The sequence below is a fragment of the uncultured Jannaschia sp. genome (assembly GCF_947503795.1).
GTDB lineage: Bacteria > Pseudomonadota > Alphaproteobacteria > Rhodobacterales > Rhodobacteraceae > Jannaschia.
Genome location: NZ_CANNEZ010000003.1, coordinates 182,270 through 194,877 on the forward strand (window position 1 = coordinate 182,270; position 12,608 = coordinate 194,877).

11 protein-coding genes are annotated in these 12,608 nt (G+C 67.8%); 8 read left to right on the forward strand and 3 right to left on the reverse strand.

All coding sequences use genetic code 11. The features are described from left to right. Position 1 precedes the first annotated feature (1 nt). From Q0833_RS16320 to Q0833_RS16340, 5 genes are all read left to right on the forward strand, one after another. Positions 2-1,732: an ABC transporter substrate-binding protein gene (locus tag Q0833_RS16320; RefSeq protein WP_298437466.1), complete on the forward strand. Its 1,731-nt coding sequence runs from the start codon at positions 2-4 to the stop codon at positions 1,730-1,732. A gap of 62 nt (positions 1,733-1,794) precedes the next feature. Then, positions 1,795-2,805: an ABC transporter permease gene (locus tag Q0833_RS16325; RefSeq protein WP_298437470.1), complete on the forward strand. Its 1,011-nt coding sequence runs from the start codon at positions 1,795-1,797 to the stop codon at positions 2,803-2,805. Positions 2,806-2,931: 126 nt separating this feature from the next. Further along, the gene (locus Q0833_RS16330) at positions 2,932-3,894 is read left to right on the forward strand and encodes an ABC transporter permease (RefSeq protein ID WP_298437473.1); all 963 of its coding nucleotides are present in this window, start codon (positions 2,932-2,934) and stop codon (positions 3,892-3,894) included. Then, positions 3,894-5,636, forward strand: coding sequence for an ABC transporter ATP-binding protein (locus tag Q0833_RS16335; RefSeq protein ID WP_298437477.1), 1,743 nt, complete (start codon positions 3,894-3,896; stop codon positions 5,634-5,636). Before Q0833_RS16330 ends, Q0833_RS16335 begins: the two co-directional genes overlap by 1 nt. Positions 5,637-5,641: 5 nt before the next feature. Then, on the forward strand, positions 5,642-8,695 hold the full coding sequence (locus Q0833_RS16340; RefSeq protein WP_298437480.1) for a glycoside hydrolase family 38 C-terminal domain-containing protein: 3,054 nt from the start codon (positions 5,642-5,644) through the stop codon (positions 8,693-8,695). Here the strand turns inward: Q0833_RS16340 and Q0833_RS16345 are convergent. The 3 genes from Q0833_RS16345 to Q0833_RS16355 are packed head-to-tail and all read right to left on the reverse strand — an operon-like array spanning position 8,692 to position 9,996. Then, the gene (locus tag Q0833_RS16345) at positions 8,692-9,027 is read right to left on the reverse strand and encodes a hypothetical protein (RefSeq protein ID WP_298437483.1); all 336 of its coding nucleotides are present in this window, start codon (positions 9,025-9,027) and stop codon (positions 8,692-8,694) included. The two genes, Q0833_RS16340 and Q0833_RS16345, sit on opposite strands and share 4 nt — an antisense overlap. A gap of 17 nt (positions 9,028-9,044) precedes the next feature. Next, positions 9,045-9,746 carry a hypothetical protein gene (locus Q0833_RS16350; protein WP_298437486.1) on the reverse strand — a complete coding sequence of 234 codons (702 nt, stop codon included), beginning with the start codon at positions 9,744-9,746 and terminating at the stop codon, positions 9,045-9,047. Beyond that, entirely contained in the window at positions 9,718-9,996 is a 279-nt protein-coding gene (locus tag Q0833_RS16355; protein ID WP_298437489.1) for a hypothetical protein, read from the reverse strand. Before Q0833_RS16355 ends, Q0833_RS16350 begins: the two co-directional genes overlap by 29 nt. Before the next feature lie 157 nt (positions 9,997-10,153). On the opposite strand from Q0833_RS16355, the gene Q0833_RS16360 reads away from it, so the two are divergent. From Q0833_RS16360 to Q0833_RS16370, 3 genes are all read left to right on the forward strand, one after another. After that, positions 10,154-10,681, forward strand: a complete 528-nt coding sequence (locus tag Q0833_RS16360) for a hypothetical protein (protein WP_298437492.1) — start codon at positions 10,154-10,156, stop codon at positions 10,679-10,681. A gap of 53 nt (positions 10,682-10,734) precedes the next feature. Beyond that, positions 10,735-11,346, forward strand: a complete 612-nt coding sequence (locus tag Q0833_RS16365) for a ribonuclease HII (RefSeq protein ID WP_298438348.1) — start codon at positions 10,735-10,737, stop codon at positions 11,344-11,346. 116 nt (positions 11,347-11,462) lie between these two features. Beyond that, positions 11,463-12,572 carry a site-specific DNA-methyltransferase gene (locus Q0833_RS16370; RefSeq protein WP_298437495.1) on the forward strand — a complete coding sequence of 370 codons (1,110 nt, stop codon included), beginning with the start codon at positions 11,463-11,465 and terminating at the stop codon, positions 12,570-12,572. Positions 12,573-12,608: the final 36 nt, after the last annotated feature.

A 12,608-nucleotide genomic window follows, 5' to 3' on the forward strand; every position in this document is an offset into this window, starting at 1 on the left:
CATGACCATCCGATATCTCGTCACGGGAACCGCCGCGTTGGCGCTGCTCGCCGGCACGGCCTTCGCGCAGGACGCAAGCCGCGAGGAAACCGTGATCTTCGACCTCGACCGCACGATCACCGATCCGGCCAATTTCAACTGGCTGACCGACGGGACGGGCGTCCGCCGTATGCATGGCGGCCATCAGGTCATGTGGGAGCCGATGTTCATCCTCAACTACGGCACGGGCGAGCTGGACCCCTGGTTGGCCACCGGCTTCGAGGCCAATGACGACAGCACGGAGTTCACCATTTCGCTTCGCGACGGCGTCGAGTGGTCCGACGGCGAGGCCTTCGATGCCGACGACGTGGTGTTCAGCGTCGAGATGGCGCTTGAGAACGAGGAGATCACCGCGCGGGAGGCCGCCACGCTCCGCAGCCAGGTCGCCAGCATCGAGAAGGTCGACGCCCAGACGGTGCGCATCGCGCTGCAGGCACCCAACCCGCGCTTCATGGTCGAAAATTTCGGCATCCGCATCTTCGGCTCGTTCCTCATCATGCCCGAGCATGTCTGGGCCGGCGAGGACCCGGCGACCTTCACCTTCCCCGAGCCGATCGGCACCGGTCCCTATACCTTCACGAGCGCGGCGACGAACCGCGCCATCTGGGACCGCAACGACGACTGGTGGGGTGCCAAGACCGGCTTCATGGACCTGCCCGCGCCGCGCCGCGTCGTCTTCCTCGAGACCGGTGGCGAGGAGAGCCGGGCACAGCTGATAGCTTCGAACCAGCTCGATGCCGCTCAGAACGTCACCATCGGCACGTTCGAGGCGATCCAGGCCCAGAACCCCGAAGTGATCGCCTGGCACGAAGGCTATCCCTACGCGGCCGCCGACCCCTGCGCGCGCCAGCTCGAGATCAACACCACGGTCGCGCCCTGGGACAACGCCGCGATGCGCCGCGCCGTCGCCCACATCATCGACCGCAACCAGATCGTGAATGTCGCCTACGAGGGCACGACCGAGGCGTCGCGCACGATGTTCGCGCAATACGGCTCGATGGCGCCCTTCATCGATGCCATCGCCGAGGCCGGCTACGACCTTCCGGCGAGTGCCGATACCGAGGCCGGGCAGGCCCTGATCGAGGGCGAGGGCTGGACCCGCGACGGCGACTATTACCAGAAGGACGGCGAGACGCTGAGCGTCGAGATCCACGTCAATTCGGCCTCGACCGAGTACACGCGGACGATCGACGTCATCGTCGAGCAGCTTCAGCGGGCGGGCATCGACGCCCGCGCCGTGCCGGTCGAGAACGGCGTCTTCTGGGGCGAGGTCCTGCCCTTCGGCGCCTACGAAATGAGCTACAGCTGGCTCAGCTGCGGATCGGTGAACGAGCCCTGGGCCTCGATGGGCCGCTACACGACCGGCGACGTGGTCCCGGTGGGCGAGCGCTCGCCCGGCTTCAACAATACCTCGCGCTGGAGCGGCGAAGCGGCCGAGGCCTATTCGGCGATCATGGACGACATCGAGGGACGCGCGCTCGGCGACCCAGAGATCCCCGCGCTGGTGGCCGAGGCCTACCAGTATCTCGACGCCGAGATGCCCTTCGTGCCGCTGGTACAGGCCGCCAAGCTGATCCCGTTCAACACGACTTATTGGGAGGGCTGGCCGACGGCGGACAACTACTACAACCACCCGTTCTTCTGGTGGAACCACGCCCACCAGATCATCCACAACCTCGAAGCCGCCGAGTAGGCGCCGCCGATATCGACGGACGGGGCGCCCCGGCGGCCCGTCCCCACCCCGGAGGACCAGACATGCTCGGCATCCCGCGCGACTACCTCGTCAATCGCCTGATCACGCTCGTGCTGACCGTGGTGATCGCCGCGACGATCATCTGGATCATCCCCCGCCTCTCGCCGGTCGACCCCGCCGAGATCGCGCTGGGCCGTATGGCCTCGGGTGCGGGTTCGGTCGCCAATGCCGACGAGATCCTGGCCCAGCTTCGCGCCAACATGGGCATCGACCAGCCGCTGGTCGTGCAATATCTCAAGTTCCTCGGTGGCGCGCTGACCTTCGATTTCGGCATCTCGACCGCCGCCTTCCCAACGCCCGTCTCGTCGCTGATCCTGACGGCCTTGCCCTGGACGCTGGGCCTGATGATCCTGTCGCTGATCGTGACCTTCGTGATCGGCAACCTGCTGGGCGCGCTGATGGTCTGGGACCGGTCGCCCAAGCTCGTCCGCGTGGCGATCCCGGCGGCGATGGTCTTCACCTCGATCCCGCCGATCCTGTCGGGACTGCTCCTGATGTGGATCTTCGCGGCCAAGCTCCAATGGTTCCCGCTGACAGGCGCCTATGGCCTGATGGTCGAACCGGGCTGGGACTGGGCCTTTGTCCAATCCGTCATCCACCACGGCATCCTGCCCGCGCTCTCGATCGTGATCGTGACCTTCGGGTTCTGGGCGCTGGGGATGCGCGGCCTGATGATCACCGTGCAGGGCGAGGATTACGTCAAGCTGGCCGAGGCCAAGGGGCTGCGTCCGCGCTACATTCTCTACCGCTACATGATCCGCAACGCGATCCTGCCGCAGATCACGGCCTTCGCGCTGAAGATCGGCCTCCTGATCGCGGGGCAAGTGCTGGTCGAACGCATCTTCGCCTACAACGGCATGGGCAAGCTGCTTTACGACGCGATCCTCAACCAGGACTTCCCCGTCATCCAGGGCGTCAGCTTCGTCATCATCCTGATGACCGCGATCAGCGTGTTCCTGGTGGACCTGCTCTACCCGTTCATCGACCCCCGCATCCGGCATGAGAGCGCGTGAGATGATGCAAGGACGTCATGCCATCCGACGCGCAGGTATGCATCGCCCCGCGATATGTCCGCCGCACCCGGTCGCCATCGCGAGCGCGCCGCGCCCCTCGCCGAACCCATCCCACGGAGACCAGCCATGACCAGCTACTCCACCGACGACGACACCGCCCAGGCCGAGAGCCATCTGCCCCTGACCCGTGCCGAGAAGCGGCAGGCGCGGCGCATCCGGCGGTTCGACAACCCGTGGCTGAACCCCAAGCTGATCTGGGGCGCGGCACTGCTTCTGGGGATCGTGGCACTCGGGTTGATCGGACGGCTGCTCTGGGATCTCGATCTCGTCTTCACCGGCTCCGCACCGCTCAAGCTGCCGCCCGTCGGTTTCGAGAACCTGCGTGGCCAGCCCGGCGTCGGGTCCTATCCCCTGGGCACGGACGGCGCGGGGCGCGACATGCTGGCGATGATCGTCGTCGGTGCGCCGAACACGCTCTTCGTTGGCCTCCTCGCCAGCCTCATCGGGATGAGCGCGGGTATCGCGCTGGGCTTCTCGGCGGGTTTCATCGGCGGTCGGGTCGACGACACGATCCGGGTTCTGGCCGACGTGATGATCACGATCCCCCCGCTCCTGATCCTGGTGGTGTTCCAGACCTCCTACGGTGATGTCAGCCTCACGATGATGGCGCTCCTGATTGCGGGGTTCGTCTGGCAATCGCCGACCCGGCTGATCCGCGCGCAGGTCCTGTCGATGAAGCGGTCCGGCTATGTCCAGATGGCGCAGCTCTCGGGCGCCTCGACGCCGCACATCATGTTCCGCGAGATGCTGCCCAACCTCGTGCCCTATCTCTTCGGGTCGTTCATCGCCTCGGTCACCACGTCGATCGTCACGGCCGTCGGCCTCGAGGTGCTGGGCCTCGGCCCCCAGCGTATCCCGACCCTCGGGCGTACCATCTACGAGGCCATCAACGCGGGCGCGCTGATCCAGAATCTCTGGTGGTGGTGGGGCATTCCGACGATCCTGCTGGCGGTGATCTTCATCGGCCTCCTGCTCATTAACCTCGGCCTCGACGAGGTCTCGAACCCCCGCCTGAGGAAGCTGAGCTGATGGATGATGCGACCCTCGACAAGCCGGTCCTGACGCTGCGCGATCTCTCGATCGAATTCCCGACACCCAAGGGCATCGTCCAGGCGGTCAAAGCCCTCGACCTCACCATCCACAAGGGGCGTCGCGTCGGCTTCATCGGCGAGAGCGGGTCGGGCAAGACCACGACCGCGCTTGCCGTGATGCAGATGCTGGCCGAGCCGGGGCGCGTGTCGTCCGGCACGATCGACCTCGCGGGCACCGACATCCTGTCGCTCTCCGAAGAAGAGATGCGCCGCACGCGGCTCGACCGGATCGCCTATATCCCGCAGGGCGCGATGAACTCGCTGAACCCCGTGATGCGGGTCGAGCCGCAGATGTGGGATGCGATCATCGCCCATGAAGGCAACGTTCCACGCGCCGATCTCAAGGCCCGCTCGGATGCGGCGCTGACTTCGGTGGGCCTGCCCGCTCATACCGGCCGCCTCTACCCGCACGAACTCTCGGGCGGCATGAAGCAGCGGGTCTGCATCGCGCTCGGGATCATCCTCAACCCGGACCTCATCTTCGCGGACGAACCGACCTCGGCGCTCGACGTCGTCACCCAACGGCAGGTGATGCAGACGCTGAACGCCATCCAGGCGCAGATCGGGTCCGGCCTGATCCTGATCGGACACGACATGGGGCTGATGGCGCAATCGGTGGACGAGCTCGCGGTGCTGAAGGACGGCGAACTGGTCGAGCACGGCACCGTCCGCCAGATCATCGAGGCCCCGAAGCATCCTTACACGCAGGACCTCATCTCCTCGGTGCCGCTAGTCGGCGGCGAGAGTTTCCTCAACCCCGACCGCGGCGCGCCCGCGCCCCGCCGCGACAGTCCCGAACCGCTCCTGCGCTTCGAGGATGTCTCCAAGCGCTACGGCGCGGTCACGGCGCTTCACCCGATGTCCTTCGCGCTCGAGGGCGACACGCCGCAGATCATCTCGATCGTCGGCCAGTCGGGGTCCGGCAAGTCGACGATGGGGTCGATCATGCTGGGCTTCAATCCGCCCTCGGACGGCCGCGTCCTCTTCGAGGGGCGCGACGTCTACGGCATGGGCGCCGCCGAACGCCTCGGATTCCGCAAGAACGTGCAGGCCGTGTTCCAGGACCCCTATGCCTGCTTCAATCCGTTCTACCGCGTCAGTCACGCGCTGCGCTTCCCGTTCAAGCGCTTCGGCCTGGCCAGATCCGAGGCCCACACCAGACAGGCCATGGAAGACGCCTGCGGGGCGGTCGGCCTCGACCCCGATCTCGTGCTGCCGCGCTATCCGCACCAGCTTTCGGGCGGTCAGCGCCAGCGCCTGATCGTCGCCCGCGCCCTGATGCTCAGCCCCAAGCTCCTGATCGCGGACGAGCCCGTCTCGATGGTCGATGCCTCGCTCCGCGCCTCGATCCTGTCGAATATCTACGGCCTGAAGGACAAGCACGGCATCTCGATCCTCTACATCACCCACGACCTGGCGACGGCCTATCATGTCAGCGATTACGTCATGGTTCTCTTCAAGGGACACGTGGTCGAGTCGGGGCCGCCCCGGCAGGTGATCGGCGATCCGCAGCACCCCTACACGCGGCTTCTGATCGATTCGATCCCGTGGCCCGATCTCGACCGCGCGTGGGGCGGCGGCGGCATCGACTGGGATCCGTCGGCGGACGAGGCCGAGGCTGCGCGCACCGCCGCGGTCCATCGCGGCACGGTGCCCGGGTTCGACCTGACCCCCGCCTGACCCCCATGCCCGAACGTCACCACACCTGGCGCTTCACCCGCGAGAAGATCGCGACCCGGCTCAAGCTGATCGAACCGATGATCCATCGCCGGCATCTCGCGCTGCCGTCGCTGCGGCTGATGCCGCTGACCGGCCCGATGATCGACGCGCCGATCTGCGCCGACCCGACCGGCTGGCCCGAAATCCCGCCGGGCACCTATTGGGGCGGGGCCGATCTCGACTTCGTGCTGAAGACGTCCTTCACCGTCCCGGCGGACTGGAAGCCGGAACACCTCGCGCTGCACCTGCCGCTTGGGCTCTCGGGCGACATCTTCAACCATCCCGAGGCGCTGCTGCATATCGACAGGACGCCCATCGGGTCCGCAGACCGCTATCACCACACCGTCCCGCTCGACGACGGGCTGGCCGATGGCGCGTCCCATGTCGTCTCGCTTCACGGCTGGACGGGGCTGGCCGGGTGGCCGCCGGATCCGGACGCCCGCGCCAAGCTGATGATGGGCACGCCCGCGCTCGTGCAGCGGTGCCCCGCCACGCTCGCATTCCACAGGCTGGCCGAAACGGCGCTCGACGTGGCGACCACCCTCCCCCGCGACGACGCCACCGCGCGGGGCCTGCTCGATGCGCTCGACGCCGCGTTTCTCGTGCTCGACACGCGCGACCCGATGGGCGAGCGGTTCTACGCGTCTGTCCCGGATGCCATGCGATGCCTGGAAGCCGGTATCGCCGCCGCCGGTCCGCCCCGCGACGAGGTCCTGCACGGCATCGGCCACGCGCATATGGACATCGCCTATCTCTGGACGGTCGATCAGATCCGCCTGAAGAACGCGCGGACCTACTCCAACGTCCTGCGCCTGATGGAGGCCGATCCCGACTATCGGTTCTCGCATTCCCAGCCCGCCCTCTACGAGATGACGCGGCAGGACTATCCCGAAATGTTCGACGCGATCCGCGCCCGCGTCGCCGAGGGCCGCTGGGAGGTGATGGGCGGCATGTGGGTCGAACCCGACCTGAACATCCCCGGCCCCGAAGCGCTGGTGCGCCAGCTCACCCTCGGCCGCGCGTGGTTCGCCGAGATGTTCGGCGACGTGGAAACGCCCGTGCTCTGGCTGCCCGACACGTTCGGCTTCCCCGGCCAGGTGCCGCAGCTGATGCGACAGGCGGGTCTCGACTGGTTCGTCACAAACAAGCTCAACTGGAACCAGATCAACCGCGTCCCGTTCTCGACCCATCACTGGGAGGGGATCGACGGCAGCCGGGTGCTGGCCCACATCCTGACGACGCCGCGCCCGGTCCAGTACCTGCCCTTCCCGACGAACTACAAATCCGATCTGAGCGCAGCCGAGGTGCTGGGCACCGTCACCCACGCCCAGGGCCCGGCCACGACCGGCTTGCCGATCTGCTACGGCTATGGCGACGGCGGTGGCGGCCCGACCGAGACGCTCCTGGAAAAGGCCCGCATCATGGGCGGAATGCCGGGGATGCCACGCCTGCGCATGTCGACGGTGCGCGACGCGCTCGCCGCTCTGGAGACGACGCCCGACCTACCGATCTGGCATGGCGAGCACTACATGGAGGGCCATCGCGGCACCTTCACGTCGCAGGGCTGGATCAAGCGGGCCAACCGCTTCGCCGAGCGCGCCCTGCACGAGGCCGAGGCGCTGTCGGCGATGGCCGGTCTCGCGCCCGATCTGACCGACGCGTGGCGCCTCCTCTGCCTCAACCAGTTCCACGACATCCTGACCGGCACCTCCATCGGCGCCGTCTTCGAGGATGCCGGTCGCGACTACGCCCGGCTGGCCGAGATGACGGAGGCTGCCGCCACGGCCGCCGCTGCGCGACTGGCGGGCGCCGTGCCGCATGTTCTGAACACCTGCCCGACCACCGGGCCGCGCGTCGCCCTCCTGCCCGCCGAAGCAGCGGGCCAAGTCACGCCGGACGGCACGCTCCGCCTGCTGCCCGACCTGCCCGCCTATTCCGTCACGGCCCTGCCCGAGGCCGCCACGCCAGACGCACCCGCCACGATCACGCAAGACGGCACGACCCATATCCTCGCCAATAGCCAGGTCGAGCTCACCGTCGCCGCCAACGGCCAGCTTCTCGCGGTGACCGACCGCGTCACAGGCCGCGAGATCCTGACCGACATGCCCGCGAACCGCCTTCTGGCCTTCGAGGACCGCCCGATCTGCTGGGACGCGTGGGATATCGATCCACATTACGAAGACCGCTGCGAGGCCATCGCCGCCCCCGCCATTTGCGAGATCGTCGAGACCGGGCCGGTGCGCGTGGCCCTCCGCGTGACCCATAACTGGCGCGACAGCGCGATCGTCCAGACGATCCGCCTCACCGCCGGATCGGCGCGGATCGATTTCGACACCGAGGTCGACTGGCACGAGCGCCACATCCTCCTGAAGGCGGCCTTCCCCGTCGCGCTCGAGGCGGACACTGCGCTCTACGATATCCAGTGGGGCACGATCGCCCGGGCGACCTCCCGCGTGTCGGCCTTCGACGCCGCCCGATTCGAGGTGCCGGCCCAGAAATGGGCGCAGCTCACCGACGGGTCCCAAGCCGTCGCGCTCCTGAACGACTGCAAGTACGGGCACGACACCCAGGGCTCGACCATGCGGCTGACGCTGATCAAGTCGGCGACCTCGCCCGACCCGCAGGCCGACCAGGGGGCGCATCGCTTCACTTACGCGCTGATGCCGTTTCCCGCGGATCGGCAGGACCTGCTCGACCACGCGGCCTATGATTTGAACACGCCGCTGCGGATCATCCCGGCCGGCGGCGCGACCGCGCCGGGCATCGCGATCCGCTGCGACACGCCGGGCGTGATCGTGGAAACCCTGAAGCCTGCATTCGATGGCGATGGCTGGACGCTGCGCCTCTTCGAACGGCTGGGGCACGAGACGGAGGCGCGGATCACGCTCGACCGCCCCGCACGATCCATCCAGCCGACCGACCTGCACGAAATGCCCACGGGTACGCCGTTGCCATCGGGCGCCGTCATCGAAGTGCCCCTCGGACCGTTCGAGATCGCGACGCTGCGCCTTCGGTTCTAGCTCGACCCCCGCGCCTGCGCCTCGGCGTCGAGACCGGCCCACCATTCCGCATACTCGGTGTTCCAGGGCGCCCGCCTCGTGACGTCCGGCGCACCATCCGCCCACCAGACCGGACCCCGTTCGCCCAATCGGACCTTGGCATCCTGCACCCGCGCTCGCGCGGCCCGCATCGCATCGGGCCCATCGGCATCGCGGACCGCGCGGCGCGCCGCCATCAGGTCTCGCACGGCCGTCTGCCGCGCGTCCTCGGGCAGAGACGGGTCGGTCTTGCGCCAGAGGCGCGCCTTGGCCACGAAATAGCGGCCGTCCGGGGTTTCGGGATAGTTCGGCATGACAGGGCAGATAGCCCTCACATCATGCGGATCACCTTCGGATCGAGTGCCAGCACATAACCCTGCCGCGTGATGTTGCGGATCAGCAGATGGGTCACGATCTGGTTGCCCAGCGCGTCGCGCAGCCGTTTGATGCGCGTGGCCCCCGCCGCCTCCTCGCAATCGCTTTCGGGCTTGCCCGAGATCATCGCCTCGATCTGCGCGCCGGTCAGCATGTCGCCGTCCAGCCGCGCCTCGGCCAGAACCGACAATGTCTCCATCGCCGCATCGGTCAGCTTCAGCTCGATATCGTTGAGCATCACCGCGTTCTCGGCCCGCGCCAGCACCAGCGACGTCACCTGGATGCCCGAGCGCTCGATCTCGCCCATCCGGCGGTTCAGCGTCACGATGGCCAGAAGCAGCACGACGCAGGCGATCAGCAGCGCGGTCGCGAAGACCAGCAGCACGAATATGACGGTCCGGTAGCTGGCCAGGACTTCGCCGAAGGCGGTGCCCGACTGGGCCAGAACCTCCAGAAGGCCGATCTCGGCGCGGGTGGTCAGGTCGGCTTCGACGAACAGGCGCTCGACGCGCATGTTGAACGCGTTGCCGTCGGGCAGCGTGGCGAACAGGAAGATCGCCGCCGCCGCCAGGATGACGACGATCGCGGCGATGCCGAAGCCCACGACCTTGGCCGAGGCCGCGCGCGTCTCAGTAACGGAGGAAGTATTCGCCGGCACTCTCTTCCCTTTCCTCGAGCCCGTCTGGGCCGAACACGGACGTCACCTCGAGCAATTGCCAGCCGTCGCCCAGCCGGGCGGCGATGACTTCGGAGGCGGAGCCGATATCGCATCGGTCATCCGGCAGTTCGACCACACCGTAGTGCAGGCGCAAGGGGTCGTCCTGCTTTGCCTTGTAATCGGCATAGCACGCCGCCCAGCCCGGAGAGGCAAGGGCGAAGGTCAGGATCAGGGGAAGTGCGGGGTTCATGCCTCCCTGATGGGGGATCGCGGCGCCGCAATCAATATCCGAGGCGATTCAGGGCGCGGCTATCCCATGACACCGCTCCGTTATTGAGGGACCCGGCCGACCTGGGCGACGGACGGGGTGTCCGACCTCGAACCCCGACCGCGAAGGAGCCCTGCCCATGATCCGCATTCTGACCGCCGCGATCCTGTCCGCCGCCATCGCCCTGCCTGCCACCACCGCCCCCGCCCGCGCCGATGCCGAGGACGTGGCCAAGGTGCTGGGCGGTCTCGCCGCGCTCTACATCCTCAAGGAGGCCGTCGAGCGAAACCGCGAACGCCGCGCCGCGCCCGTCGCCCGTGCGCCCGTCCACCAACCGGAATATTACAGCCATCGGCATTCCGGGCTCGGGGCCCACAGCCACCGTACCGGCACGGATCATACCCGCGCCCACCCCCATCGCGATCGGCCCCGGCAAGACCGCCGCAATGTCCGCGTCCTGCCCGAGCAGTGCTACGTGACGCTGCGCACCGATCGCGGCCTCGTCTCGGGCTACGGCGCGCGCTGCATGCAGAACGCCGTCGCACGTCCCGGCGCGCTGCCGCCGCAATGCATTCGACAGCTGCGGACCGACCGGGGTCCGCGCAACATCTACGGCCCGCGCTGCCTTGCGCGGGACGGCTGGTCTCCCCGCACCGCAAGGCGTTGACGCGCATGCGTTGACGTCACGCCGGGAGAGGGGGCAGGGTTGGCCGCGTGTCGATCCTGCCCCCGCAATCCATTTACGAGCAGGCCGCCCGTGACCGCGGGGCGCGCGTCATCGTCGGGCTCGACGAGGTCGGTCGCGGGCCCTGGGCCGGGCCGGTCGTGGCCTGCGCCGCGCGCCTGATCGGGCCGCCCCCCGAGGGGTTGGACGATTCGAAGAGATTGACCGCCCGGCGCCGCGAGGCCCTCGCGGCCCTCCTCGAGGCCTGCTGCGAGATCGGCTACGGCGAGGCGAGCGTCGCCGAGATCGACACGCTCAATATCCGCGCGGCCACCCACCTCGCCATGGCGCGCGCCGTCGCGGCCCTCGGCACGCCGCCCGACCACCTGCTGATCGATGGAAACGACCGGCCCGGCTGGGTCGATTGTCCCCATACGCTCATCATAGGCGGCGACGGGCTCTCACCGTCCATCGCGGCGGCCTCGGTTCTGGCGAAAATAAGGCGGGATCGGGGCATGGCGGCGCTGGCGCAACAGCATCCGGGCTATGGCTGGGAGCGGAACGCCGGATACGGCACGCGGCAACACCAGGACGGCCTCGCACAATACGGTGTGACGCAACATCATCGGCGTAGCTTCGCACCAATACGCAAGATGTTGTGTCAGTAACCCTGCCCCGATCTTGCCGCATTCCACTTGTGGACCAATGATCCCCGGCCCGCCATCGTAGCCTCACACCAACAAGGCGACCCCGATCAACGAGGGCGCCACACGAGGCGACAGACATGGCAAGACCCACCCCGGAGGCGTCCGCGCTTCCGCTCGATACCATCTTGTCCGGCGATTGCGTGGCGGCGATGGACGCCCTGCCGGCGGACAGCGTGGACCTGATCTTCGCGGACCCCCCGTACAATCTGCAGCTCAAGGGCGACCTGCACCGGCCCGACAACTCGACCGTCGATGCCGTGGACGATGCCTGGGATCAGTTCGACAGCTTCGCCGCCTATGACGCGTTCACCCGCGACTGGCTGCGGGCCGCGCGTCGCGTGCTCAAGCCCGACGGTGCGATCTGGGTGATCGGCAGCTATCACAACGTCTTCCGCGTCGGCGCTGCGATCCAGGATGCGGGCTACTGGCTTCTGAACGACGTGGTCTGGCGCAAGTCGAACCCGATGCCCAATTTCCGCGGCAAGCGGCTGACCAACGCGCATGAGACCCTGATCTGGGCGTCGAAGGCCGAGGGGTCGAAATACACCTTCAACTACGAGGCGATGAAGGCGCTGAACGAGGGCATCCAGATGCGCTCGGACTGGACCTTCCCGATCTGTACCGGCCACGAGCGCCTCAAGAACGCGCGCGGCGAGAAGGCCCATCCGACCCAGAAGCCCGAGGCGCTCTTGCACCGCGTGCTGGTGGCGACGACCAATCCCGGCGACGTCGTGCTCGACCCGTTCTTCGGCTCGGGGACCACGGGCGCCGTGGCCAAGATGCTCGGGCGCCGCTGGATCGGGATCGAGCGCGAGGCCGAGTATCGCGACATCGCCGAGGCGCGGATCGCCGACGCCCGCCCCTACGAGAAGGCGGCCATCGAAACCACGACCTCGAAGCGAAGCGCGCCGCGTGTGCCCTTCGGCACGCTGGTCGAGCGCGGAATGCTGCGGCCGGGTGAAGAACTTCTCTCGGGCAATGGACGGCACCGCGCCAAGGTGCGGGCCGACGGCACGCTTTCAGGCGAGGGCATCAAGGGGTCGATCCACCAGGTCGGCGCCGCCTACGAGAACGCGCCGTCCTGCAACGGCTGGACCTATTGGCACTTCAAGCGCGAGGGCAAGCGCGTCTGCATCGACACGCTGCGCCAGCAGATCCGGGACGAGATGGGCGACGCGCTGAACTGACCTCCCGACGAGTTACCGCCTGCGCCCGCTGTCCAA